The organism is Lysobacter sp. F60174L2, from assembly GCF_052547135.1.
This window is the reverse complement of sequence record NZ_JBQWRA010000004.1, coordinates 59,698-86,238: the sequence shown is the minus strand read 5'-3', so window position 1 is coordinate 86,238 and position 26,541 is coordinate 59,698. Positions and strand designations below refer to the sequence as shown.

The following is a 26,541-nucleotide window of genomic DNA, read 5'->3' as shown; positions in this document are numbered from 1 at the left end:
ACTTCGTTTCTGCGCCTGTTCCGGTGCAACGACTCGCCCGCGTGCAGGTCGATTCGTTCGCGTGCGTTGCAAGCCTTGCAGCTATTGGCTTTCAGCGATGCGTGCGTTTTGCGTCGATGGATGTGCGTCGCTGCCGTGGGCATGCAGGCGTGTTCGCGCGCTACCTCACCGGTGTCGCACGGCCCGCGACCGCCGCAAAAAAATCGCGTGCACTTGTTGACACTATGAAAAACCGTGATTACGTTTCGCCCAGCAGACGCGGACTGCAGAAGCGAGTGAGAAAAATCGAAGCGACAACGTGTGGCGCAAACCCGGACCTCCACCTTGACGGTCGAAATGGTGGACGCGGAATTTCTTTCCCCGGCGGAATGCTTCACGTTGTTGCGGGCAGGTCGATGCAGGCAACCCGGTTCGTTGATCGCGAGTCGGGTTTTTGTTTGTCCGCCGCCGGCATCGGCTGCGCAGGATCCGTTCCGGGGCGAGTCGCGCCGGCGGTTGGTCGCGGGGGCTTCCCCGTGGCATTGCTTGGTACTGGGCTGTAAACCCCGATAGACCACTGACGAGGAGCCATCAAATGGCCACGAAGAAAGCTGCGAAGAAAAAGCCCGCCGCCAAGAAGGCAGCGAAGAAGGTCGCCCGTAAACCGGCAGCGAAGAAGGTCGCCAAGAAGGCAACTGCCAAGAAGACCGTCCGCAAGTCCGCGGCCAAGAAGGCCGTGAAGAAGCCGGCGGCGAAGAAGACCGCCAAGAAGGCAGTGAAGAAGACCGCCAAGAAGGCCACGGCGAAGAAGGCGGTGAAGAAGACTGCGAAGAAGGCCACCAAGAAGACGGCGAAGAAGGCGGCCAAGAAGACCGTCCGCAAGTCTGCTGCAAAGAAGACCGCGAAGAAGGCCGCCAAGAAGACGGTCCGCAAGTCGGCCGCCAAGAAGACCGCGAAGAAGGCCACCAAGAAGCCTGCGGCCAAGAAGGCCGCGAAGAAGGTAGCCAAGAAGAAGCCGGCCGCCAAGAAGACCGCGAAGACCGCGGTGAAGAAGCCGGCCACCAAGAAGGCGGCAGCGAAGAAGCCGGCGGCCAAGAAGGTCGCGAAGAAGCCGGCCCGTCGCGCTGCCAAGAAGCAGGCCCCGACCGCGATGCCGGTGACCCCGGCGCCGATGATCTGAGCCACCCGGTACCGCAACACGCACATGACTCTCTCCCGCGGCCCAGGCGGGGGAGAGTTTTTTTATGTGGCGATCAGGGCGGCGCGCGCGGCGGCATGACGTCGCCGCCGCCCGGGAGAATTACCGTGGCGCGGCGGTGGCGCTGGCGGCATTGCTGCCGGGCGGGGTGTCGTCGTTCTCGTTGCCGGCGTAGTAGGTCGCCGACTGGTCGATGTCGATATCCACCCAGGCCGTGAGTTCGGACGGAATGCCCAGCGCGCGATCGATCATGGTCGGCATCAGGCCGGACGGCAGCGAGCTTTCGCCGTTCCACATCACCGCAATGCCGAGGTCGCGATCGGGCAGGGTCGCGATCATCGTGCGATAGCCCTGCACGGCGCCTGCGTGATAGACCAGCCGGTGGCCGGAGTAGTCGTAGACCCGCCAGCCCAGCGCGTAGCCGGCCGAGTCGAGCCGGGCGCGGCGCCAGGCCGAGCTGCGCGCCTGGTAGGGCGTGTCGACCAGCGGCTCGTGCAGGGTCGCGAGCAGCGGCGCCGGGATCACGTCGGTGCGATGCCCGGTCTGCGCGATCAGCCACTGCGCCATGTCGCTGGCGCTGGCATTGACGCCGGCGGCGGGGGCGACTTCGTAATAGGTCGGCTTGGGCATCACCGACACCCAGCCACCGCGGCCACGCACGTGCGGCTTGGCCCAGCGCGCGCTGGACTCGATGCCTTCCAGTCCGAGGCTGGCGTCGTTCATGCCCAGCGGCTTGAGCAGACGTTGCTGGACCTCCTGCGCGTAGAAATCGCCGGTCGCCGCGAACACGATGTCGCCGATCAGGCTGAAGGCGACGTTCTGGTACGCATAGCAGGTGCCCACCGGGCACTTGAGCGGCACGTCGGCAAGCTTGCGGGTCAGGGTGTGGTAGTCGACGTAGCGTTCGAGGCTGCGGTCGTAGGCGTTGTGCGGCAGGCCGACCCGGTGGCTCAACAGGTCGGCGACGGTGATGTGGCTGGCCGCGCCGGGCTGGCTCAACTGGAAGTTGGGCATGTAGTCGGTCAGCCTGCTGTCCCAGCGCAGGGTGCCGTCGTTGACCAGCAGCCCCGCGGTGGCGCTGGCGAACGCCTTCGACAGCGAGGCCAGGCGGAACACCGTGTGCGCATCCACCGGCTCGGCATCGCTGACGTCGGTGATGCCGTAGCCACGCGCACTCAGCACCTTGCCGTCATGCACGATCGCCATCGAGAGCCCGGGCACGCGCTGGTCGGCGACGATCGTCCGTGCCATCGCCTCGAACATTTCCACGTCGAAACCGCTGGGCAGCGGCGGGGCGGGCGGCCGCGCATCGCGCGCCTGCACGTCAGCCGTCGGCGGGACGCTGTCGACGGTGTGCGCGGACGCGGGGACCGCCGCGCTCGCGAGCGATGCGGGCGCGTCCTGGTCGAGCGGAGTCTGCGCGGTGGTGCCGAGGGTCAGGGTAAGCAGCACCGCCAGTGCAGCAAGGCGCCCACCAAGACGAGGAAGCCGGGTCGCGGTGTCTTTCATCGGTCGCAGCGCCTGCGTATGCTGGAGTTCACACGATAGTAACGCCGTTTTTCAGGAGTTTGCGAGGAACCATGTTCAGCTTCCTGATTCTATTGGGTTTAGTTCTCCTGTTCATTTTCTGGGGCGTCGGCCTTTACAACGGTCTGGTGCGCGCTCGCAACGCCTTCCGCAATGCGTTTGCGCAGATCGACGTGCAGTTGCAGCGCCGGTTCGAGCTGATCCCCAACCTGGTCGAGACCGCCAAGGGCTATCTCGGCCATGAACGCGAGACCCTCGAAGCGGTCATCTCCGCGCGCGCCGCGGCGGTGTCGGGGCTGTCGGCGGCCAAGGGTCATCCCGGCGAACCGGGCGCGATGGCCCAGCTCGAATCCGGCGAGCGCCAGTTGGAAGGCGCGCTGGGTCGTTTGCTGCTGGTTGCCGAGGCCTATCCGGACCTCAAGGCCAACCAGACCATGATGCAGCTCACCGAGGAGTTGACCAGCACCGAGAACAAGGTGGCGTTCGCGCGGCAGGCGTACAACGACGCGGTGATGGCCTACAACAACAAGCGCGAGGTGTTCCCCTCCAGCCTGGTGGCCGGCAACTTCGGTTTCGCGCCTGCCGCGATGGTCACCATCCCCGCGGACCAGGCGCAGATGCGGCAGGCGCCGCAGGTGAAGTTCTGACCCGTTCGCCGCGTCGATAGCCGCCGATGAATTTCTTCGAACGCCAGGCCGCGGCGCGGCGCAGTTCGTCGCGGCTGGTGTTGCTGTTCGGCCTGGCGGTGGTCGCGATCGTGGTGGCGGTCGACGCGGTGGTGTGGCTGCTGAGTGGCGGCAGCACCGGCGCGCTGCTGGCGGTGACGCTGGCGACGCTGGCGGTGATCGGGCTGGGCTCGTTGTACCGGCTGGCCAGCCTTGGCGACGGCGGCGATTCGATCGCGATGCAACTGGGTGGCGAGTTGCTGCTCGACGATGGCGGTGATCTCGACCTGCGCCGCCTGCGCAACGTGGTCGAAGAGATCGCGATCGCGTCCGGCGTGCCGGTCCCGAAGATCTACGTGCTGGAACACGAGTCGGCGATCAATGCGTTCGCCGCCGGCTACTCGCCATCCGATGCGGTGGTGGCGGTGACGCGCGGCGCGCTGGACCGGCTCAACCGCGACGAGTTGCAGGGCGTCATCGCGCACGAATTCAGCCACATCCTCAACGGCGACATGCGACTCAACCTGCGGCTGGTCGGGGTGCTGTTCGGCATCGCCATGATCGCGATCGCGGGGCGCAAGGTGCTGGAGTTCTCGGTCGGCGGGCGACGTGGCCGGAGCCTTGGCGTAGTGGTATTCGGAGCGGTGGTCGCGCTCGTGGTCGGCTCGGTCGGGCTGTTCTGCGCGCGACTGATCAAGGCCGGGGTGAGCCGCAACCGCGAACGCCTGGCCGATGCCAGCGCGGTGCAGTTCACTCGCCAGAGCGCGGGACTGGCCGGGGCGCTGAAGAAGATCGGCGGCCTGCCCGATGGCTCGCGGCTGGCCTCGGCCGGGAACGCGGAGGAAGTCAGCCACATGCTGTTTGGCGAAGGCCTGGGTTTCGACGGCCTGTTCGGCAGCTGGCTGGCGACCCACCCGCCGCTGGTCGAACGCATCCAGGCGCTGGAACCGGGATTCCGCGCCGAGCAGCTCGGCGCGCTGTCGCGGGGCTGGCTGCAGGCCCCGCCGAATGGCCTGCACGAGGACCTGCACCTGGGCCTTCACCAGCCTGGCGCGTTGCCGCCGGCGCGGTCCGAGCATGCGGTCACCGGCGCGATGGTGGCCACCCAGGTGGGCAACCCCGGCAACGACGATTATCGCCGCGCCGACGCGATCGCGGACAAGCTGACCGGCGAACTGCGTGCGCTGGTCGTCGACCGCGAACGCGTGGTGCCGTTGCTGCTCGGCCTGCTGCTCGACGCGCGCGAGGACATCGCCGCACGCCAGGCATTCGAGATCGGTGCGCGCATGGGCAAGGCCACCGCGATCGAGGCGGCGCACCTGCGCGAGCAGCACCTGGTCGACCTGCACCCGATGCTGCGCCTGCCGCTGGTCGCGCTGGCCTTCCCGGTGGTCCGGCGGCGGCCGCGACCGCAACTGGAGACTTTCCTCGATGCGGTCAACGCGGTGGTGCTTGCGGACGACGAGGTCTCGCTGTTCGAGTACTGCCTGAGCCGGTTGTTGACGGTGCAGTTGCGCGAGTCGCTGGACCCGTCCCGCTACGTCGCTTTCGGGCGGCGCAAGCCGGTGGAGTTGCGGAAGGAAATATCGACCCTGCTCGCCGTGGTCGCCGAGGCCGGCCACGCCGATGCGAGGGGCGCGCAGCACGCCTACCTCGTTGGCATGCAGCGGATCCTGCCGGATGAGCACATCCCCTTCCGGTCGCCGGGGAGTGCACCGCTGGCGCTGGAGGACGTGTGGACGCCACTTGATTCGCTCGGGCCACTGGCCAAGCAGCTGCTGGTGGAGGCGGTGACCGCCGCCGTCAGCCACGACGGCCGCATCAACGTGGCCGAAGCCGAACTGCTGCGGACGATCTGTGGCGTACTGCATTGCCCGTTGCCTCCGGTGCTGGACCAGGCTTGAGGCGTACAAGCCAGATCGATGACCACGAACCGGCCCGTTGCCCGACTCGGCGCCTTCCGCGATGCCCTCGCGGAATCGCCGCCGCTTTGGTGGTCGCTGCTGTACTTCTTCAGCCTGCTGTGCGGCTATTACGTGCTGCGACCGGTACGCGATGCGATGGGCGCTTCAGGCGACGTCGCCGCGGTGTTTCCGCGCTGGCTGGTCGACTGGGCCAGCGGCGCCGGGATTGCGCTCGGTGACTACAACCTACAGGTTCTTTTCAGCGTGGTTTTCGTTGCGATGGTGGCGTTGCAGCCGGTGTACGGCGCGCTGGTGTCGAGGTTCCCGCGACGGGTGTTCCTGCCGGTCGTGTACCTGGTGTTCATCGCCTGTCTGATCGGTTTCCACTGGTTGTTCGACAGCCGGATATCCGGGCGCGGCGCGGCGTTCTACATCTGGACCGCGGTGTTCAACATGTTCGCGGTGACCGTGTTCTGGAGTTTCATGGCCGACGTGTTCGACAACGAACACGCCAAGAAGCTGTACGGCTACATCGGCGCCGGCGGGACCCTGGGCGCGCTGGTCGGCCCCGGTATCACCCGGCTGCTGGTCGGGCCGCTCGGCGTCGCCAACCTGCTGCTGGTGTCGGCCGGATTCTTGGCGGTATGCCTGCTGTGCATCATCAAGTTGCGGCCGTGGGCGTTGCGCCGCGAACGGCTGCATGGCGATGCCACCGGCGAGGACGCGATGGGCGGTTCGGTGTGGGCCGGCGTCCGGCTGGTGTGGCAGCGTCCGCTGCTTCGGGCGCTGGCGGCGCTGCTGTTCTTCGGCGTCGGTGTCGGCACGCTGCTGTACAACGAGCAGGCCGCGATCGTGCGCCAGTTCTATCCGGGCGCGGAGGCCGCGACCCGCTATTACGCGATGATCGACTGGGCGGTGAACGCGGTGACCCTGCTGGTCCAGTTGTTGCTGACGCGCTGGCTGCTGCGCCGCTACGGGATCGGGCCCGTGCTGCTGGTGCCGGCGCTGGCGATCCTGCTGGGCTACTGCCTGCTGACGGCGTCGCCGTTGCCGATGCTGGTGGCGATCGTGCAGGTGGTGACGCGGGCCGGCGAATTCTCGTTGGGCAAGCCCGGACGCGAAACCCTTTACACCCGGGTCGACCGCGAATCGCGCTACAAGGCCAAGGCGGTGATCGACACGGTGGTCTACCGCGGCGCCGACCTCACCTTCGTCTGGCTGCACAAGGCGGTGGCGTTGCTCGGCTCGACGATGGTATTCGCCACCGGTGTCGCGGTCGCGGCGGCGATGACGGCCTCCGCCTGCAGCGTGATCCGGTCGCAGCGCGAGCTGCCGGATGAATGAGTACGCAACACGCCAGCTTTCGGGTGGGGCCAACCAGTCGCGCAACAAGGGGCAGGCCGCCCGTGTGACCACGATCGTCCGCAGCTATCAGCAATTTATGTCAATTGTGTGTTGTTGGGTTGTTAAGGATTTATTTATCCGGCTATAGTCGAGGGGTCAGCCTGTATTAAGGCTTGGCCTGAGGGATTTTTCCTAGCTCAACTTCTCCAATGGGGGGTTCACCTTTAAATGGCTTCCAATTATCTTGCGAAAGGCTTGAAGCGAAAGGCGCTGACCGTGGCGCTCGGTCTGTGCTTTGTCGGCGGCGTTCAGGCGCAAAGCACCCAAGGCAGCATCTACGGCACGGTTTCCGATGGCGAAAACGCCACCATCGTCGTGGCCAACAATAGCGGCCTGAGCCGTACAGTCGCCGTTGGCGCCGATGGCGAATACAACATCGGCTCGCTGCCCGTCGGCAGCTACACCGTCACCTTGAGTCGAAACGGCACGACTGCCGGAACCCGCAACATCACGGTTCTCGCCGGCAGCGGTGCTGACGTATCGTTCATCAGCGGCGGTGACGCCACGACCCTGGGTACCGTCACCGTCACGGGATCCAGCGTTCCGCAGATCGATACCACTGCGACCGATGCCCGCAGCGTCATGACCGCTCAGCAACTCGAGCGCTTGCCGATCGCCCATGACGCAGAAGCCATCGCGCTGCTGGCACCGGGTGCCGTCACCGGCGCAGGCGGCTATTTCGGTGGTCTGGTCTCGTTTGGTGGCGCCGGCATCTCGGAGAACGCCTACTACGTCAACGGGTATTTCACCGGTGAACCGCTGTCGAACCTGGGCGGCTTCACGCTGCCGTACGGCGCGATCGCGCAGCAGGAGACCTACATCGGCGGTTACGCAGCCAAGTACGGTCGTTCTGCCGGCGGCGTGATCAGCCAGATCGGTAAGCGTGGTACCAACGACTGGGAGTTCGGTGGACAAGTGGTGTTCGAGCCGGCAAAGCTGCGGGCCGAACAGAGGGACATTTACTATCCCGATCTGGACCTGCCCGCTGGCTACGAATACTCGGCACCGGAAATTGCCGGCTTGCAGTACAGCACCGGTCGTAACGAAGAGACTTCCAGCAGTACCTACAGCGCGTACGTCGGTGGTCCGCTGATCAAGGACCGGTTGTTCTTCTTCGTGTCCGCCGAGGCTGACACCACCGACATCTCCACCGCTCCAACCCGCGGTGGCGTGCAGTACACCGATGTCACCCGGGACGATCCAAAGGCCTATGCCAAGATCGACTGGAACATCACCAACAACCACTTCGTCGAACTCACCTACATGACCGAGAGGTACGAGTCGAGTGGTTCGATCTACGAGTACGATTTCGCCACCCACACCGTGGGCGACAGGTTGGACATCGTGCCAACTCCGGTGGAGCAGGACAGCGAGTACTTCATCGGCAAGTACACCGGCTATCTGACAGACAACCTGACCTTCAGTGCCACCTACGGCCATAGCGAGTTCAGCAACACGCAGATCAATCCGGCCATTGCTCCGGGTGTTCCGTTCGTCTCGGGAGCGGTCAACCAGGATCCGTCGATTACCGGCGGGACGCCTATCCCGAACCAGCAGAGTGATTACGCGGGTAAGGATGCACGTGACACCACCGACGGTCTGCGTGCCGACCTCGAGTACTACTGGAACGACCACACCTTCACGGTCGGCATCGACAACATCAAGTTCGAAGCCAAGAACGAAGGCGATGCACAGGTCGCGCCGGTCTGGATCTACACCGCCGGCGATCCCAACGCGAACATCAACGAGGCCCTCAACGTCGGCGCCCCGGGCGGCGATGGTTACTACGTCCAGGACTACAAGTACTTCACCTCGACCAGCATGTCCCTGGAGCAGAAGGCGTGGTATCTCCAGGATCGTTGGCAAGCCACCGACAACCTGTTGCTGTCGATCGGCATTCGCAACGACCAATTCACCAACATGAACAACGTTGGTGAAGCGTATATGGAATCCGATGACCAGTGGGCGCCGCGGCTCGGCTTCTCCTGGGACGTGAACGGTGATTCTTCCCTGAAAGTCTTCGGCAACGCCGGTCGCTACTTCCTGGCACTGCCGAACAACGTGGCGATCCGTGGTGCTTCCGCCTCCACGTATACCCGTGAATACTACACCTACACCGGTATCGCTCCGGACGGTAGCCCGACCGGTCTGACGCCGATCGGTGGCGCGGATGGTGGTCCTGCCCCGGGTCCGGTGTCTTCCAACGGCGAGACCGGTGCTCCCGTCGACGTTCTCGCCTTCGCTCCGAGCGATCTGAAGAACCTGTACCAGGACGAGTACATCCTGGGCTTCGAGAAGCAGCTGACGCCCGACTGGATGCTGGGTATGAAGTTGACCCACCGCAGCCTGAAGTCCTCGGTCGACGACATCTGCGACCCGTACACCCTGATGGACGTGAACAACCTCACGGTCGATGGGTCCAAGGATGGCAAGTTCCTGGCTACCAGCCCGGAGCTTGGTCGGGTCGAAGTCAACTACTGCTACATGTTCAACCCCGGTGGCAGCAACACCTTCAGTTTCGCCAACGTGGATGCCGACGGAAACTACACCGGCGAGCGCTCCGAGGTGGTCATGAGTTCGTCGGACTGGGGGTTCACCGATGGTCTGAAGCGTGACTACAACGGACTCGATATCTACTTCGAGCGTCCGTTCGATGGCACATGGGAAGCCCGCATCGACTACACCTACAGCAAGCTCGAGGGTAACAACGAGGGCCAGGTGAAGTCGGAGTTCGGCCAGGACAACATCTCCAAGACCCAGGATTGGGACGCGTGGCAGATGATGCAGTACGCGATGGGCTATCTTGCCAACGACCGTCGCCACCAGCTGAAGATGCGGGGCAGCTACCACTTCAACGATGAATGGGCGGTCGGCGGAAACCTGCGGATCAATTCGGGCATGCCGATCAGCTGCCTGGGTTACTTCAACCCGGATGGCAGCATCGACGAAGGTTCGACGGCCGCGGATCCCATCGGCTACGGCGCCAGCTACCACACCTGCTTCGGTGAGGTCGCAACTCCGGGCAAGGTGCGGACCCCGTGGACGCGCAAACTTGATCTGGGCATCACCTACCGTCCGATGTGGGCGGACCAGAAGCTTGCCCTTGGCATGCAGGTGTTCAACGTGTTGAACGCTCAGGAGACCCTGCAGGTCGATGTCACCTCGGAAGATGGCCCGTACACGGTCAACAATTCCTATCTGAGGCCGATCTCGACGCAGACCCCGCGCTACGTGATGTTTACCGCCTCGTACGACTGGTAACACGCGTTTCGGTTTCGACCGAAAAGCAGCGGAGAAAAAAGAACCGGCCTTCGCAAGAAGGCCGGTTTTTTGATCGGCGCGATTGTGCTGGAGAAGCCGTAGCAGGACCCCGGACGGCGGTGCCTGGGCAATGGCCAGCTGACCCTCCCCGCTCTCGGCACCTGCGGTACATGTGCCTACCGGCTACGGTTTCGCATCAGCCTTTGCGATTCGATCTTCGTCAACTGCTGATGCCGCTGGGGACCTGCGGATGGCGGATTACGCCACTGCGCGTTTGTCCTCTTGCTCGCGCTTGTAGCCGGCAGAGCGCAACTCTTCGGTGTCGAAGTCGTCCACGCTGATCGCATCGACGGTCATCTCGCGCAGCGCCTCCAGTTGCTGGCGCTCGTCGGCCGTGATCCAGCCCTCGCGCACGCCTTCGTCGAGCTGTTCGACGAAGGTCAGCGATTCGATGTCGCTGCTCTTGAGCGCCTTCAGGAACTTGCGTTCGACCGGCTCGGCGAGGATCACCGCCTGCAGATAGCTGTTGATGCGGCCGGCCGGGTTGTTGGCGGTCGGCGCGGTGTAGACGCCGGTGGCGAGGCGGTCGCGGGCTTCGTTCGGCGACATCAGCAGCGACGCGGCACGGTGGCCGAGGCGATCGCTCGGCGGCGTCGCGCGGCGGCCCCACGGGAAGATCAGCGCCCATAACAGCCAGCCGACCGGACGGATCGGGAAGTTGCGCAGCGCGCCCGAGAACGCCAGCTCGATCCTGTGCACGGCATCGTGGAACGACCACGCCAGCAGCGGTTGGTCGGTTTCCGGCCTGCCCTGGTCCTCGTAGCGCTTGAGCAGGGCGCTGGTGATGTAGAGCTGGCTGAGCACGTCGCCCAGGCGCCCGGACAGCGACTCCTTGAACTTGAGCTTGCCGCCGAGCAGCAGCATCGAGGTGTCCGCGCACAGCGCCAGCGCCGCCGAGTAGCGGTTGAGCTTGCGGTAGTAGCGGCGGGTGTAGGCATCGCCCGGCGCCTGTCCGAACTTCGCGCCGGTCAGGCCGAACCACAGCGAGCGCACCGCGTTGGAAATCGCGAAACCGATGTGGCCGAACAGGTTGCGGTCGAACTCGCGCAGGCGCGCGCCCGCGTCCTCCAGCGTGGCCGCCTTCATCTCCTTGAGCACCCACGGATGGCACAGGATCGCGCCCTGGCCGAAGATCATCAGCGAGCGGGTCATGATGTTGGCGCCCTCGACCGTGATCGCGATCGGCGAGGCCTGCCACGCGCGGCCGAGGTAGTTTTTCGGCCCCAGAATGATGCCCTTGCCGCCGTGGATGTCCATCGCGTCCTGCGCGACCTGGCGGCCCAGCTCGGTGCAGTGGTACTTGGAGATCGTCGACGGCACCGCCGGCAACTCGCCGCGCGTCACCGCCGCGGCGGAGGCCTCCGACAACGCGCTGATGGTGTAGGCGTTGCCGGCGATCCGCGCCAGCGCCTCCTGCACGCCCTCGAAGCGGCCGATCGACAACCCGAACTGCTTGCGGATGCGCGCGTAGGCGCCCGTCGCCACCGCGGCGATCTTCGCGCCGCCGCTGGCGGTGGAGGGCAGGGTGATCGAGCGACCGATCGACAGGCACTCGACCAGCATCTGCCAGCCCTTGCCCGCATACGCCTCGCCGCCGATCAGCTGGCTCAGCGGGATGAACACCTCGCGGCCGTGGATCGGGCCGTTCTGGAACGGGCTGTTGAGCGGGAAGTGGCGGCGACCGATATCAATGCCGGCGGTGTCGCGCGGCAACAGTGCGAGGCTGATGCCGATGTCGCGGGTCTCGCCAAGGATGCCGTCCGGGTCGTACATGCGGAAGGCCATTCCGATCAGCGTCGCGACCGGTGCCAGGGTGATGTAACGCTTGTCGAAGGTCAGCTTGACGCCGACGACATTGGCGCCGTTCCAGTCGCCCATGCAGACGATGCCGAAGTCCGGGATCGAAGTCGCATCCGAACCGGCCCACGGACCAGTGAGGGCGAAGCAGGGCACCTCGCGGCCATCGGCCAGGCGCGGCAGGTAGTGGTCCTTCTGTTCCCGGGTGCCGTAGTGCATCAGCAGCTCGGCCGGACCCAGCGAGTTGGGCACGCCGACGGTGGAACTGACAACCGACGACATCGAGGCCAGCTTCTGGATCACCTTGTGGTTGGCCAGCGCGCTGAAGCCGAGGCCGCCGTACTCCTTCGGTACGATCATTCCGAAGAATTTGTTGTCCTTGATGAACTGCCACACTTCCGGCGGCAGGTCCGCGCGCACATGGGTGATGTCCCAGTCGTTGGTCATCGCGCAAAGCTCTTCGCAGGGACCATCGAGGAAGGCCTGTTCCTCCGCGGTCAGCGTCGGCGCCGGCTGGTCCAGCAGGACCTGCCAGTCGGGCTTGCCCGAGAACAGTTCACCCTCGAAACCGACCGTGCCTGCCTCGAGCGCGACCCGCTCGGTCTCAGACAGCGGCGGCAGGATTTTCGTGTAGAAGCCGAGCAGTGGCGCGGTGACAAGCGGCAGGCGGATCGCCGGCAGAAGCAGCGGCACCGCGATCAACGCCGCGACCACCCCGGCGATGAGCGTGGCAATGCCGTTGGCGCCCAACAACCAGCACGCGACCAGTCCAGCCGCGGTGATCGCCGCCCAGACCGCCAACCGCAAGCGGTGGTAAGCGGCAAAAGCACCGATCAGGACGAAGACGATGAAGGGAAGCGCGATGCTCATGATCAATGGACTCCAGTGAGCGGCTTGAACAGAAGGGTAGTCGGCGGAGCGTTGTCCGCAGGTCATACCATACGCAAAAGTATGGTGTCTCGGGCCGCAAAGTCAAATACTCCGGGCGAGGGGCACTGCCGTGAAACACCCTTAGCACAGTTGTTAAATGTTTGTTTTGACATTTATAGTCGGTTCAGTCATGCCATTCGGGCCTTGACTGCACACGGAGATTTGGTCCTGGAGTTTGGCCTCAGCCGTATGCCACCTGTTCGTCACTTCTGTTCCCGGGGAGGGTACAAAACGATGGTTTCCAATAATCAGTTCGTCAGAAGTCTCAAGCGCAATGCGCTCGCTGCAGCACTGGGGATGTGCTTCATCGGTGCATCGATCGCGGCCGAAACAGGTGGCCTGCGCATCACCATCACCGGTAACGACGGCCTGCCGGTTGCGGGCGCCACCGTAAGGGTGAGTTCGCCGGACAGCCTGGTAGCCAAGTCCGCCGTGACCGAAGCCGATGGCAGCGTCCGCCTGAGCGGCCTGGACCCGGCGACGAACTACACCGTGGAAGTGGTCGCTTCCGGCTACGACAACTACAGCGCCGGCAACGTTGCCGTGGTCAGCGGCAAGAACCTGAGCGTGGGTTACGCCCTCGGCGCGACCACCCTGGACACGGTGATCGTGACGGGCGCCTCGCTCGCAGCCGTGGATACCACGTCGGCAACCGTGGGCACGACGCTGAACCTCGATATCGTGGAATCGCTGCCGACCGGCCGCAGCTACCAGAGCTATCTCCAACTGGTTCCGGGCGTGAAGCCAAGCGCAGACAACAACCCGTCCTCCAAGTCGGGCGTCAACTATTCCGACGTCGGCGGCGACATCGGGTCGTCGACCGACAATGTCTATTACCTGGACGGCGTGAACGTCACCGATCCGCTGACCGGCACCTTCGGTGCGAACTTCAACTCCGAGATCATCCAGGAGCAGCAGGTGCTCACCGGCGGCATCCCGGCCGAGTACGCGGGTGGCGCCGGCCTGGTCTCCAAGGTGATCACCAAGTCGGGCAGTGACGAATTCCACGGCTCGATCAACTACTACCTGCAGAACGACAGCCTGGTTGCCGACGACAAGCACGGCGAGTCGGCGGGCTTTTCCACGTTCGATACCGCCGTCACCCTTGGTGGCCCGATCGTCAAGGACAAGCTGTGGTTCTTCGGCTCCTACCAGATCAAGAACCGCGAAGACGAGGTCGTCGACCCGGTGACCGGCGAGGCACTGCGCACGGTCAATACCGACCAGGACCTGGCGTTCTTCAAGACCACCTGGCAGCTCACCGACGATGACCGGCTGACGGCTACCTTCTTCAACGACCCCTACGAGCGTGACGGTTCCACCGACGCCACCGTCATCAACAACCGCGACACCGCCCGTGAGCAGGGTGGCGACAACTACAAGATCGAGTACACCCACGACTGGGCCAACCTGCGCCTCAACACCTACGGCTATCGCCATGAGGCGCAGCTGTCGACGCTGGGCGCCAATCCCGACACACGCAACGACGTGGCCTACTTCGGTGGTGACCCGACCAACGCCGACCTGCAGCAGGGCGGCTTCGGCACCAACACCGAAACCTGGCGCAACCGCGACGAGTTCGGCCTGAGCCTGGAGTACTGGCTGGACACCACGTGGGGCAGCCATACCTTCAAGATGGGCTATACCCAGAGCGACAACGACTACACCGAGGACGCGCGCTACACCGGCGCCGACAGCGCGCTTTACCGCTCGATCGCGGCCGAGGACGCCGGTGCGACCTTCGACGAGTTCACCGGGGCGGGCTGGACCGGAACCCGCTCGATCGTCGCCGGCGACACGGCCCGCATCATCACTGCGATGAACGCCAGCGAGGACAGTGCCTATTACCTGGGGCTGCTGGATGCCGACAGTGACGGCAGCATTTCCGCCGAAGAGCTGGGTGCCTACCAGTTCACGAGCACCGACGGCAACCCGACCGGCCAGGTCAACAACTACCGCATCCAGCAGTCGGGCCCGGCACCGTACACGGTGACGACCAAGGGCAAGACGTTCTACCTGCAGGACACCTGGACGCTGAACCAGTGGACGATCAATGCGGGCGTGCGTGCCGAGGAGTGGGGCCACTTCGACTCCTTCGGCCAGGAGGTGTTCACCTTCGACTGGGAACTGGCGCCGCGCCTGAGCGTGGTCTACGACCTGATGGGCGATGGTCGTAGCAAGGTCTGGGGCTTCGTCGGCCGCTACTACGATCCGATCCGCAACGACATGACCGACTTCGCCGGTGCCGGCGCGGGCCCTGTGTACAACGAGCAGATCTTCCTGGGTGACCGCTGGCTGACCTTCCGCTCACGCGGTCCCGGTGACGCGATCTTCGCGCCGACCACCGAGACCCCGTACACGGACGAACTCGTGCTTGGCTATGCCACCACCTTCGGCCAGGACATGAACCTGTCGGTGATCTACACCAAGCGTGAGACGAAGGACATCTTCGAGGACTACGACCTGGGGCTGTATTCCAATCCCAGCGGCGACACCGCCAATGGCCAGGCCGACCAGAACTCGGACTTCTACCTGCCGTACTCTTACTTCGGTTACGACTCGGCACCGCCGTTCAACTACGTGATCGGCACGCTCGCGGGTGGCGAGCGCAAGTACCAGGGTCTCGAGGTCACCCTGCAGAAGTACAAGCGCAACAACTGGCAGGGCATGCTCTCCTATACCTACAACGATGCCGAGGGCAACTCCAACTCGGATGGCAACGCGGACTTCCAGGGTGACTGGATCGCACTCGACCCGCGCGCGCCGAACCAGTGGGGCCCGCAGCCGGGCAACATCGAGCACCAGTTCAAGGCGTTCGGTACCTACTTCATGGACTTCGGACTGGAGTTGAGCGGCGTCTTCAACTGGAACAGCGGCGCGAAGTACAGCCGCACGTACTCGTTGTATGGCCGCCACCTGCCGGAAATGACCGGTACGCCGTATGAAGTCGGCGGGGTGACCGACACCTGGATCCTGCCGGGAGCGGTGGGTGGCGAGACCGGGCCGTCGTACTCCACGTTCGACGTCCGGGCCAAGTACACCCGGGAGCTGCCGGTCGGCCAGCTGGAGTTCTTCCTCGACATCTTCAATGTCTTCGACCAGCAGTCGGCAACGGCCGAACAGGATCTGATCGGCGGCGACGGCGTATATGCCTTCGGCGAGGCCAACGACTGGGTGGAACCGCGTCGTGCCTACCTGGGCGTGCGCTACTCGTTCTGAGCAGGACCTCGGTCCAGCGTTACCACCCGATGCCGGCGCGCAAGCGCCGGCATCTTTTTTGGTCGTCCGTGGGTCCGCGGCCCGGGCTGCGTGATCCTGCTGTCAGCCGGCGCCTGGCGCGGCTTCGGGAATGCTCCGCTGCGAATACCTGCGCTGCTCCAGCGACAGCGCGTGGTCGAGGGTGCGCCGCGCCGCCCGGTCCTTGCCGAGTTTCCGATAGGCATCGGCGAGGCTGTAGTGGAACTTCGGCTGGTTCGGCAGCAGCCGAATGGCACGCCGGTAATGCGAGGCCGCCACCTCGTACGCTCCCTGCGCCATGAACTCCTGCGCCATCAGGAACTGCGAGAACGGATCCGATGCCTGCGCGCGCTGCAGTCGCGCGTCGTATCTGTCCGCCTGTCGGGTCGCACCGGTGGCGCGATACATTCCCACCAGGTTGCCCAACGCGGCGATGTGGTCGGGTTCCAGTTCGAGCGCCCGCAGGTAGGCCTGTTCCGCCGGGTCATGTCGCCCGGAACGCCAGTGGATCACGCCGGCATTGCTCCAGATGGTTGCGCTGGCAGGATCGAGCGCGATGGCTGTTGCGATCTCGGCCGTGGCTTGCGCATGGTCTCCCTGCGCGAGTCGTTCCACCGCGTTGTTGTTGTGCAACTGGGCCACCAGCGCGATATCGGAGATCCGTTCCGGATGGCGTTCGACGACCACCGAGCGCCAGCCCACGTCGACCGTGTACTGCGCGCCTTCGATATCGATACCGGCCTTGACATGGTTCGCCCGGACAAGGGTGTTGTCGGTCATGCGCATCGCAAGCGCATCTTCCGACGCCTGGGCATAGGCATCGACGCCCGCCGTGCGGGCCAGGGCGATGAACATCATGGTGAAGGACAGGCAGTTGACCCTGCGTCGCGCGTAGCTCTCGGCGACGCCGTAGGTGGGATGCTCCTGGTAGCGCAAGGCCAGGCCGTCTTCGGCGACCATGAACTCGAACAGCCGCCGCACCCGATCGAGCCTGGGAATTCCACTGCGGTCCAGCTCCAGCGCATCGACGGCGTGCCGGAGTTCATCCGGTACTTCCGTGTCCATCCGCACCTGGGCGGCCGGGGAGGGCGTTGCCCGGTGGACCACGTGCTGGGCGTGGACGCTACCGGAGCAGGCCAACAGCAGGATCAGAAGAGTCCGAATCACGCTTCCCTCCATCGTGGAGGCGGTTCGCCCGACGATATCGAGCGGTGAGCCAGTATGCGACAGGGCGGGTGCTGCGGATGGTGCATCGCAACGTAACCCTTACCCGACGATACTGTTCCGGGCAGCGGCGTATGGATACACTGTGGCCATGACGTCGACCATAACGGCCCCGACACCGGACAAGTCGGAACGAAAGGGACGCCTGAGCGCCGAGGACTGGGCGCAGGCCGCACTCGACCTGATCGCCGAGCAGGGCGTGGCCGCGGTGGCGGTCGAACCGCTGGCGCGCCGGCTCGGGGTGACCAAGGGCAGTTTCTACTGGCACTTCCCGTCGCGCGACGCTCTGCTGCAGGCCGCGCTGGAGCGTTGGGAGAGTGTCGAGCAGCAGTCCGTGTTCGGCACGCTGGAGGCCATCCCCAATCCGCGCGAGCGCTTGCGCAACCTGTTCCAGCTGGTCGCGCACGAGGCCAAGTCCCACGTGATCTACAGCGCGCTGCTCAATGCGCTGGACCACCCCACGGTGCAACCGGTGATGGAGCGCGTGTCGCAGCGCCGGCTGGAATACCTCACCGCGTCCTTCCGCCAGGCCGGCCTGGGTCGCAGCGATGCCCAGCATCGCGCCCGGCTGGCCTATGCCGCCTATGTCGGTTTCCTGCAGTTGCAGCTCCAGTTGCAGACTTCGCGCCCGCCCCGCGAGGAGTTCGAAGCCTATGTGGAGCACATGATGGACACGCTGATTCCACCCCTTCCAACGCAAGAGAGCAGTCGATGAATGCGATTCCCCATCCTTCCCCGTCTCCGAGTTCACTGGAGGCCCTGAACGATTGGGTCGCAGAGGTCGCCGCCCTGACCCGCCCCGACGCGATCCAGTGGTGCGACGGAAGCCAGGCCGAGTTCGACGCGCTGACCGCGAAGATGCAGGCCGACGGCACCCTGGTCCAGCTCAACCAGCAGACCCATCCGGGTAGCTGGTTGCACCGTTCCGACCCCGACGACGTCGCCCGGGTCGAGCACCTGACCTTCGTCTGCCCGTCCAATCGCGACGATGCCGGTCCCAACAACCACTGGATGGATCCGGCCGAGGCCCACGCGAAGATCGACGCGCTGTTCGAAGGCTGCATGCAGGGCCGGACGATGTACGTGATTCCGTACTGCATGGGACCGATCGGCTCGCCGCTGTCGCGCTGTGGCGTGGAGATCACCGACAGTCCGTACGTGGTCGCCAACATGCGCATCATGACCCGCATGGGTGCACCGGCGCTGGCGCGGATCGAGAAGGAGGGCAGCTTCGTCAAGGGCCTGCACTCGACCGGCGAGCTCGACCCCGAGCGCCGCTTCATCATGCACTTCCCGGAAGAGCTGACGATCAAGTCGTACGGCTCCGGCTACGGCGGCAACGCGCTGCTGGGCAAGAAGTGCCACGCGTTGCGCATCGCCAGCCACCAGGCCCGGTCGGAGGGCTGGCTGGCCGAGCACATGCTGATCCTCGGCCTGGAGAACCCGCAGGGCGAAACCCATTACATCGCCGCCGCGTTCCCCTCGGCGTGCGGCAAGACCAACCTGGCGATGCTGATTCCGCCGGAGGGCTACCGCAAGGACGGCTGGAAGATCACCACCGTGGGCGACGACATCTGCTGGATGCGTCCGGGGGCCGATGGCCGGCTGTACGCCATCAACCCCGAGGCCGGCTTCTTCGGCGTTGCCCCCGGCACCTCGAAGAAATCCAATCCGAATGCGCTGGAGTCGATCCAGTCCAACACCATCTTCACCAACGTCGGCGTGACCGCCGACAACCAGCCCTGGTGGGAAGGCCTGGGCGAGGGCGAGCCGGTCACCGACTGGCGCGGCGAGCCGTACGACGCGGACAAGCGTCCGGCCGCGCATCCGAACTCCCGCTTCACCGTGTCCGCCCGGCAATGCCCGAGCTACTCGCCCGAGACCGAGAACCCGGCCGGCGTGCCGATCTCGGCGATCGTCTTCGGTGGTCGTCGCGCCTCGCTGGTGCCGCTGGTGTTCGAGGCCCGCGACTGGACCCACGGCGTGCTGGTCGGCGCCGCGATGGGCTCGGAAACCACCGCCGCGGCCGCCGGCGCGGTCGGCGTGATGCGTCGCGACCCGATGGCGATGAAGCCGTTCTGCGGCTACAACTTCGCCGACTACTTCAGCCACTGGCTGTCGTTCGACAACGGCGCCAACAAGCTGCCGAAGATTTTCCACGTCAACTGGTTCCGCAAGAGCGACGACGGCAGGTTTATGTGGCCGGGCTTCGGCGACAACCTGCGCGTGCTGGAGTGGATGATCGGCCGCGTCAAGGGCGAGGCCAACGCGGTCGAGACCCCGATCGGCCACCTGCCGACCGACGCCGACCTCAACCTGGACGGTATCGAGCTGGACGATGAGGCGCGCGCCAAGTTGTTCGGTTTCGAAAAGTCGGGTTGGCAGGCCGAGTTCGCCAGCATCGGCGAGTACCTCGACGGGTACGGCCCGCGCATGCCGCAGGCCCTGAAGGACGAACAGCAGCGGATCGCGGCCCGGCTCGCCGGCTGAGCCACGACGTTCCGCACCCACGAAAAACCCCGGGCCGCCGGGGTTTTTCGTGTTTAAACCTTTCGGACTCCCGGCCCATCACAGTAGGTATGCTGACTGCCGTGATCGAGCGCCCACCCGAAACCAGCCAGGCCGGCGCGTCCCCGGTCGCGGACATCGATGAGAGCGCTTTGGTCGCCGCTGCCGCCCGTGGCGAGGTGGCCGCGTTCGAGGCGCTGTATCGCCGCCATGTCGGACGCGTGCATGGCGTCATCGTCCGGCTGGTCGGCGGTCACGGTGCCCGCGCCGAAGACCTGACCCAGGAGGCCTTCGTACGGGCGTGGCAGGCGCTGCCGGCGTTCCGGTTCGAGGCGGCGTTTTCGACCTGGCTGCATCGGCTGGCGGTCAACACCGCACTGATGGAGTTGCGCAGCCGCCGCAGCCGGCCGCAGGACGACGGCGACGACGAGGCCCTCGAGACGATCGGCAGTGCCGATTCGGCCGGCCATGCCACCGCCTTGTTGCTGGACCTGGAGCGCGCCGTCGCGACCCTGCCGCCGCGCGCCCGGGCGGTGCTGGTGCTGTACGACATCGAGGGCTGGAAACACGAGGAGATCGCCACCGAACTCGGCATGGCGATCGGCAGTTCCAAGGCCCAGTTGCATCGCGCCCGCGGCCTGTTGCGTGCGCGACTTGGAGAACACTGATGAAGCGCGAAATCCCAGACAACGATCCGAACGCCATCGACGACGCGCTGCCCCATGCATTGCGCTGGCAATTGCGTGCGTTGCGTCGTGACGAGTTGCCCCGTACCGACCCATGGGCGGGCATCGCTGCGCGCCTGGCCGAGCCGCGTGTCGCACCGCGGGCGACCCCCACGTCGCGCCCGGCCGCATTGCGCTGGGGCGTGCCGGTCGCATTGGCCGCGACCCTTGCGCTGGCCCTCGGGGTCGCGGGCTGGTGGCAGGCCGCGCCATTGCCCGTCGCGCCAAGCTTGGTCCAGCAGGAGGCCAGTGGCCTGACCCGCCAGTACCAGGCCGCCTTCGCCGAGGTCGATACGGTGCCGGCGGCCATGGCCCTGGCGGTGCAGCCGGCCTTCGACGAGCTCGACCGCAGCGCACAGCTGATTCTCGACGCATTGGCTCGCGACCCCGATTCGCGGCTGCTGCTGGAACAGCTTCGCCGCACCTATTCCCATCGCCTCGCACTCGCCCAGCGCGTTGCCCTCAGTTGAACGGAGAAACCACCATGAGCCTCGTCCGACCTTCACCAACCCCGATTCGAATGCTGCTCGGTGCCGGCCTGCTGCTGGCCAGTGCCGTGGCGACGGCCGCCACTCCGATCGACGAGAACCGGCCGCTCGACCCCGATGGCCGGGTCGAGATCGAGAACCTCAAGGGTCGTATCGATGTACAGGCCTGGGACCGGCCGGAAGTCCGCATCGAGGGCAGCCTCGGCAAGGGCGCCGAAAAACTGGAGATCCATGGCGATCGCCAACGCCTGAGCGTGCGGGTCAAGTACCCCAATCGCGGTGGCCTCGGCTTCCTGTCCGGCGACAACACCGAGCCCACCGACCTGCGCCTGATGGTGCCGTTGCGCGCCGACCTGGAGATCGACTCGGTCTCGGCCACCGTCGACGTCCGCGGGGTCGCGCCGCGCGAGCTTTCGGTCGACAGCGTCAGCGGCGACGTGTCCGTGATCGGTGCCCCCGGCGAGGCCAGTATCGACAGCGTCAGCGGTGACCTGCGGCTGACCATCAACAGCCACAACGTCGATGTTGAAAGCGTCAGCGGCGATGTCGAGCTGCGCGGCCGGCTCGACGGCGACGTCGCGGTGGAGACCGTTTCGGGGCAGATCGACATTGCCGGGCACGAGTCCAGCATCCGCAACCTGTCGGGTTCGTCCGTATCGGGCGACATGACGATTGCCACCGCACTGGCGTCCGGCGGCGAGATGTCGCTGGAGACGGTCAGTGGCGACGTGGAACTGCGCCTGCCGGCCAACCTTTCGGCCAACGTACATGGCGAGAGCTTCAGCGGCGACCTGGAACTGCCGGGCGCCAAGGTCGACCACGCGCGGCACGGCCCGGGTTCCAGCGTTCGTCACCGCTACGGCAACGGCGATGGCGAGATCTCGATCGAGACGTTCTCGGGTGATGCGAGGCTGCGGCTGGATTGAGTCGCCGGTGCGGAGAACGTTCCGCGCCGCTTATCGGATGCCGGCCTCGACCCGCCAGGCTACCCGGCAAGCTGTTCGCCGGTGAGGCTGGCGATGGCAGGAACCAGTTCCGTCAACGCGGTCCGTTCGATCCCGGTCAGGTGCGGATTCCAGATGTCGAACAGGAGGATCACGCGAGTCCGGTTGCTGTGGTTCCACGCTTCATGCTCGAAGGTGTCGTCGAAGGTGACGCAGCGCCCCTGCTGCCAGTCATGACGCTGGTCGGCCACGCGCAGGCTGCAGTCGCCGGGCACCAGCAGCGGCAAATGGGTTACCAGGCGGGTATTGGTCATGCCCGTGTGCGGAAGGATATGGGAGCCTGCGCCCAGTACCGAGAAAAGCGCTTCCGGCGAGTGGTCGCGGATGTGCACGGTCGGGGCCGCTTCCAGCGCAGCGGCCGTCGCGGGACAGCGGCGGCAGTTCTCTTCGTTGCGTCGGCCGTGACGGTGGAAGAACAGCCCGTCCCATTGCGCCTTGGCGCCATTGCGGGATGAGGCGAGATAGTCGGACTTCATGCCCGGCGGTGGCTCGCCCAGGAACGGTTCCAAGTCCGCATCCGCTGCCAGTACCGCCAGCAACTCTTCGCGGATGGCATCGGTGCTGGCTTCCATCCGCTCGTACCACGGGAAAAGCTCGCGGGACAGGATCGGTGTTTCGGGCAAGCCGGGGAAGTAGAGAAACGTCGGTCGCTGGTCGGGGTTGCCGGGTTTGCATGCGACCTCGCCGAGATACCCGTCCAGGCACCGGTCAACCCGGGCCATGGCGGCGCGGCCATGGCGGGCATGCAACGGCGCGAGCACCGCGTGGAGCAGCCGTCGATGGCCCGCGCGGACGAAGCGGGAAGCGTGCTCGACCACCGGCCGCAATCCGGCCGGCGTGCTGGCGGGACTCAACCAGTAGCCTTCCGCCTGGGCGGAGGCGATGGCCCGGAAATATTCGGCCAGGGCCTCGTGCGGCTGCCCGAGGCGCTCAAGTGCCAATCCCAGGTACAGGCGTGCGGTGAAGAAGTCCGGCGCACTTTCCACAGCCTGCGCCAGTAACCGGCGCGCGGCTTCCGGTTCGCCCGACTGCAGCAGTGTGATACCGAGATTCTTGCGGGTGGCCCCGTCGGTCGGGGCGATGACCAGCGCGCGCTCAAGCATTTCCCTGGCACGCGGAAACCATCCGTGGGCCATCGCGTGGATGCCGAGGAAATTCAGTGCTTCCAGGTCATCCGGCCGGGAGCCCAGGAGCTTCCGGTAGAGCATTGCCGCATCATCCGCCCGGCCCGCCTCGGCGGCGTCCCGCGCGGAGGAACGGAGGGATTCGCAATCACCGGTGGGCGAGTGGGGCATCTTGGGCCGGACGGGCTTCGGGATTTCCGATTCTACGGACTGGCGCCACGCGATGACGCCGGGCGGGCCTCAAAAAAAAGCGGCCCCGTTTCCGGGGCCGCTCTTCAACACTTGATCAGGATCGATCAGAAGCGCTGACGGTACTCCATGTAGTAGAACTGCCCGGGGGTGTCGTACTGCACGTCGAACGAGTTGGCGAACGCCTGGTAGGACACCGGCGGCACCTTGTCGAACACGTTGTTGACACCGACCGATACCGTCGCATTCCAAGGCGTGTTGTAGCGCGCCTGGATGTCGTGGTACGTGGTGGCACCCAGGTGGTTACGCGGGGCGTAGCCGGCTTCGATGCGACGATCCGGGTCCGAGCACAGCTCCTGGTTGAAGCTGCTCGAGGTCGGGCAGGCTTCTTCGAGGCTGGAGAAGTAACGGGTGGTCCAGGCCAGGCCGAAATCACCCATGCTCCAGTCGGCACGCAGGTTCGAACGCAAGCGCCACACCGGGAAGCCCTGGGTGTAGGTGCCCACGCGGTAGGTCCCGTCGACATCGCTCGGCGTGGAGCGCTCGGTGTAGTCGCTCAGGTACGAGCTGTCCCACGTGAACGCGAACCGGCCGTAGGAGGTCTCGCTGGTGCGGTAGCGCGCGCTGATGTCGTAGCCCTCGACATCGATCTGGGCCAGGTTCTGCAGGCCCAGGTCGAGGTTGTTGATGGTACCCAGCGCATCACGGGTCAGGTTGCCATCGGCCAGGAAGCCACAGAAGGCCTCGTTACCATCGACGAAGCACTGGTTCAGCATGTCGGTGAGCGCCGGACGGGTGATCGCGTTCTCGATGGAGATCTGCCACCAGTCGACCGAGATGTCGAACCCGCTCAGGAACTCCGGGCTGTAGACGAAGCCCAGGGTCTTGTTGGTCGCGCTTTCCGGACCCAGGTCCGGGTTGGACACGTTGTTCAGCGGGTAGGCGGTCTGGCCGTCGTAGCCGAAGCCCTGGTTGGTGCGCTGGACGAAGCCCGGCGAGATGCCGGCCGCGGCGCAACGCTCACGCACCTCGGCACGACCCGCGTACGGGCTGTCCGAGGAGCACGGATCGCCGTAGCTCACGTACGTCTGGCCCGAGCCACCGAACAGGTTGCTGATGGTCGGGGCGCGGAAGCCCTCGGCCCAGTTGCCGCGGACCAGCAGCGAGTCGATCGGCTTCCACTTGAACCCGAACTTGCTGTTGAGGGTCTCGCCGAAGTTGCTGTAGTCCGAATAACGGCTGGCGACGCTGAACTCGAGCAGCTGCGCGCCCGGCACATCGGCCAGGACCGGCAGCAACGCTTCGACGTAGAAGTCGTTCAGGTCATACCCGCCGGAGGTCGGCTGGCGGGCGTTGCCCGACGACAGGCCCGCGGACACGAACGCGTCGGGGATGTCGTAACCGGACTCCTTGCGGTGCTCGAAGCCGGCCGCGAAGCCGGCCATGCCGCCCTGCATCTGGAACAGGTCGCCGCTGATGTTGGCGGTGTAGCTCTTGCTGGTGTTCTGGAACTTGTCCTTGGCGTTGAACAGCAGGTAGCTGAGCGCGTCGCCCTGCACGTCGCCCGGCGAGCTCAACGGATTGAACGGGACGCAGCCCTCGATGATGCTGTCGGCATCGACGCCGCACTTGACCACGCCATCGGTGTCGAGGAACGAGGGACCCGTGGCGCTACGCAGCGCCGACATGTTGAGGTCGCCCATCTGCATGTCGTTCTGGTCGGTGCGGTTGAACGCGTAGCCCATGTCCCAGTTGAAGCCACGGTCGCCGATATCGAAGAAGCCTTCGAAGCCGCCGTAGAAGTGCCAGGTCTTGACGTCCTGCTCGTACACGCGCGGCTGCTCGACCAGGCGACGGCTGTAGTTCAGCTCGCGCTGGCCGGCCGTGCCCTTGGTCGGGTTGTAGTAGCTCAGGCCGGACAGGCCCTGACCGCCGCTCATGTAGGGGCCTTCACCGATCGGGAAGCCCGCCAGCTGCTGCGACGACAGGCGCTCGTTGTAGAGGCCGTCGGTGCGGAACGAGATGTTGTCGGTCAGGTCGAAACGGCCCTGGACGTAAAGCGAGGTGCGCTCCTGCGGGGTACGCAGGTAGTTGTCCTTGGCGAAGTTGTAGCCGTCGCCGTTGGCCTTGTCGAGGGCGTGGTAGTTGGCCAGGTCGCGGCCGTCGGCACCGTCGTTGACGACCAGCTGGTCCAGGCCCGCGCGGGCGGAGGTTGCCGGGTCATCGGAACCGGAGATCTCGCCCCACAGCGCCAAGTCTTCGGTGTACACGCCGTCGATGGTCGGCTGCCAGATCTGGCCGTGGTCGTCGATGGAGCTGTACGCGCTGCGGCCCATGCCGAACGTGGGATCGCGCGAGATGTTGCGGTCGCCGGCGGAAACGGCATCTTCCTGGGTGTGCGAGATGCCGAACACGATGTTGCTGCGGTCGCTGTTGGCGCCCAGGATGAAGTCATAGGACTGGCGCAAGCCATCGCCCTGGTCGAACTGGCCGATGTAGGCGTGCGCTTCGGCGCCTTCGAAGTTCTGGCGGGTGATGAGGTTGACCACGCCGGCGATGGCGTCGGAACCGTAGATCGAGGAAGCGCCGTCCTTCAGGACTTCGATGCGCTCGATCATGGCGGACGGGATGGTGTTGAGGTCGACGGTGCCGTCGAGCGCGGTCACCCAGCGACGGCCGTTGACCAGCACCAGCGTGCGGGCGGAGCCGAGGTTGCGCAGATCGACGCCGGACGAGCCGTCGCCGCCATTGTTGACCTGGGTGTTGATCGGCGCGCCGTTGACGGCGATGTTCTGCAGCAGGTCGGCGACCGAGGTGCGGCCGGACTGCTCGATGTCGGCGCGGTCGATCACCAGGATCGGCTGCGAGGTTTCGGCGTCGACCTGGCGGATGCGCGAACCGGTGACTTCGATCCGGTCGAGGGTGGTGGCTTCCTGGGCCGGGGCGGCGTCCTGCGCGAACGCGGAGCCGGCGGCGGTGGCGCCCACGACGAGCGCGAAGGAGATCGCGTCGCGGAGCTTGGTGGTCTTGAGGGGCATCTCTCTCTCCAAATGAGTCATGTAATCCCATGGGAACCCGGCCGCTGACGTCAAGAAAGACACCAAGTTCGGCAAGGCCGCTCGATGGTAGCGATGCGTCGAGAGAAATTAAATAGTCGTTAAGGTTGCGGATTGCGCCGCTGCGATTTCGGACTTATTCGCTTTTGAATCAGATGCTTGTATATGAACAGAAGGTTCATAATTGCCGGTGTCGGCCATCGGGCGAACGCTGTTTTGTGAGGCCCGTCTCAATGTCGGAATCCGGTGCGGCGGCACACG

General features: G+C 65.4%; 16 protein-coding genes. 11 read left to right on the top strand and 5 right to left on the bottom strand.

Annotated elements, in window-relative coordinates:
* Positions 1 to 574 precede the first annotated feature (574 nt).
* Positions 575 to 1,159, top strand: coding sequence for a hypothetical protein (locus tag ACT9AS_RS12315; RefSeq protein WP_445100447.1), 585 nt, complete (start codon positions 575 to 577; stop codon positions 1,157 to 1,159).
* 120 nt (positions 1,160 to 1,279) lie between these two features.
* Here the strand turns inward: ACT9AS_RS12315 and ACT9AS_RS12310 are convergent, their stop codons facing one another.
* Entirely contained in the window at positions 1,280 to 2,686 is a 1,407-nt protein-coding gene (locus ACT9AS_RS12310) for a serine hydrolase (protein WP_445100446.1), read from the bottom strand.
* A gap of 71 nt (positions 2,687 to 2,757) precedes the next feature.
* Here ACT9AS_RS12310 and ACT9AS_RS12305 point away from each other — a divergent pair, with 71 nt between their 5' ends.
* The 4 genes from ACT9AS_RS12305 (at position 2,758) to ACT9AS_RS12290 (ending at position 9,938) form a co-directional block, all read left to right on the top strand.
* Complete coding sequence (locus ACT9AS_RS12305; protein ID WP_445100445.1) at positions 2,758 to 3,351, top strand: LemA family protein; 594 nt, start codon at positions 2,758 to 2,760, stop codon at positions 3,349 to 3,351.
* Between the two features lie 26 nt (positions 3,352 to 3,377).
* Positions 3,378 to 5,273, top strand: a complete 1,896-nt coding sequence (locus ACT9AS_RS12300; RefSeq protein ID WP_445100444.1) for a M48 family metalloprotease — start codon at positions 3,378 to 3,380, stop codon at positions 5,271 to 5,273.
* 18 nt (positions 5,274 to 5,291) lie between these two features.
* Positions 5,292 to 6,617: an MFS transporter gene (locus ACT9AS_RS12295; protein WP_445100443.1), complete on the top strand. Its 1,326-nt coding sequence runs from the start codon at positions 5,292 to 5,294 to the stop codon at positions 6,615 to 6,617.
* Positions 6,618 to 6,845: 228 nt separating this feature from the next.
* On the top strand, positions 6,846 to 9,938 hold the full coding sequence (locus ACT9AS_RS12290; protein WP_445100442.1) for a TonB-dependent receptor domain-containing protein: 3,093 nt from the start codon (positions 6,846 to 6,848) through the stop codon (positions 9,936 to 9,938).
* 258 nt (positions 9,939 to 10,196) lie between these two features.
* Here ACT9AS_RS12290 and ACT9AS_RS12285 read toward each other — a convergent pair whose 3' ends face one another.
* Positions 10,197 to 12,665 (bottom strand): acyl-CoA dehydrogenase, encoded by a 2,469-nt coding sequence (locus ACT9AS_RS12285; protein ID WP_445100441.1) that lies wholly within the window; start codon positions 12,663 to 12,665, stop codon positions 10,197 to 10,199.
* A gap of 294 nt (positions 12,666 to 12,959) precedes the next feature.
* Here ACT9AS_RS12285 and ACT9AS_RS12280 point away from each other — a divergent pair, with 294 nt between their 5' ends.
* Positions 12,960 to 15,944: a carboxypeptidase regulatory-like domain-containing protein gene (locus ACT9AS_RS12280; RefSeq protein WP_445100440.1), complete on the top strand. Its 2,985-nt coding sequence runs from the start codon at positions 12,960 to 12,962 to the stop codon at positions 15,942 to 15,944.
* Positions 15,945 to 16,046: 102 nt separating this feature from the next.
* On the opposite strand, the gene ACT9AS_RS12275 is transcribed toward ACT9AS_RS12280, so the two are convergent.
* Positions 16,047 to 17,129, bottom strand: a complete 1,083-nt coding sequence (locus tag ACT9AS_RS12275; protein ID WP_445100439.1) for a tetratricopeptide repeat protein — start codon at positions 17,127 to 17,129, stop codon at positions 16,047 to 16,049.
* Positions 17,130 to 17,277: 148 nt separating this feature from the next.
* Here ACT9AS_RS12275 and ACT9AS_RS12270 point away from each other — a divergent pair, with 148 nt between their 5' ends.
* The 5 genes from ACT9AS_RS12270 to ACT9AS_RS12250 all read left to right on the top strand — a co-directional run bounded on the left by ACT9AS_RS12270 (position 17,278) and on the right by ACT9AS_RS12250 (position 21,833).
* The gene (locus tag ACT9AS_RS12270; RefSeq protein ID WP_445100438.1) at positions 17,278 to 17,901 is read left to right on the top strand and encodes a TetR family transcriptional regulator; all 624 of its coding nucleotides are present in this window, start codon (positions 17,278 to 17,280) and stop codon (positions 17,899 to 17,901) included.
* Positions 17,898 to 19,676 carry a phosphoenolpyruvate carboxykinase (GTP) gene (locus ACT9AS_RS12265; RefSeq protein WP_445100437.1) on the top strand — a complete coding sequence of 593 codons (1,779 nt, stop codon included), beginning with the start codon at positions 17,898 to 17,900 and terminating at the stop codon, positions 19,674 to 19,676. The genes ACT9AS_RS12270 and ACT9AS_RS12265 overlap by 4 nt, the downstream gene beginning before the upstream one ends.
* 89 nt (positions 19,677 to 19,765) lie before the next feature.
* A complete protein-coding gene (locus ACT9AS_RS12260; RefSeq protein ID WP_445100436.1) occupies positions 19,766 to 20,362 on the top strand; it encodes a sigma-70 family RNA polymerase sigma factor in 597 nt (198 codons plus the stop codon).
* A complete protein-coding gene (locus tag ACT9AS_RS12255) occupies positions 20,362 to 20,889 on the top strand; it encodes a hypothetical protein (protein ID WP_445100435.1) in 528 nt (175 codons plus the stop codon). The genes ACT9AS_RS12260 and ACT9AS_RS12255 overlap by 1 nt, the downstream gene beginning before the upstream one ends.
* A 50-nt stretch (positions 20,890 to 20,939) precedes the next feature.
* Positions 20,940 to 21,833 (top strand): DUF4097 family beta strand repeat-containing protein, encoded by an 894-nt coding sequence (locus tag ACT9AS_RS12250; RefSeq protein WP_445100434.1) that lies wholly within the window; start codon positions 20,940 to 20,942, stop codon positions 21,831 to 21,833.
* Positions 21,834 to 21,892: 59 nt separating this feature from the next.
* Here ACT9AS_RS12250 and ACT9AS_RS12245 read toward each other — a convergent pair whose 3' ends face one another.
* Both ACT9AS_RS12245 and ACT9AS_RS12240 read right to left on the bottom strand, forming a co-directional pair.
* Complete coding sequence (locus ACT9AS_RS12245) at positions 21,893 to 23,206, bottom strand: aspartyl/asparaginyl beta-hydroxylase domain-containing protein (RefSeq protein WP_445100433.1); 1,314 nt, start codon at positions 23,204 to 23,206, stop codon at positions 21,893 to 21,895.
* 125 nt (positions 23,207 to 23,331) lie between these two features.
* Positions 23,332 to 26,262, bottom strand: coding sequence for a TonB-dependent receptor domain-containing protein (locus ACT9AS_RS12240; RefSeq protein ID WP_445100432.1), 2,931 nt, complete (start codon positions 26,260 to 26,262; stop codon positions 23,332 to 23,334).
* Positions 26,263 to 26,541: the final 279 nt, after the last annotated feature.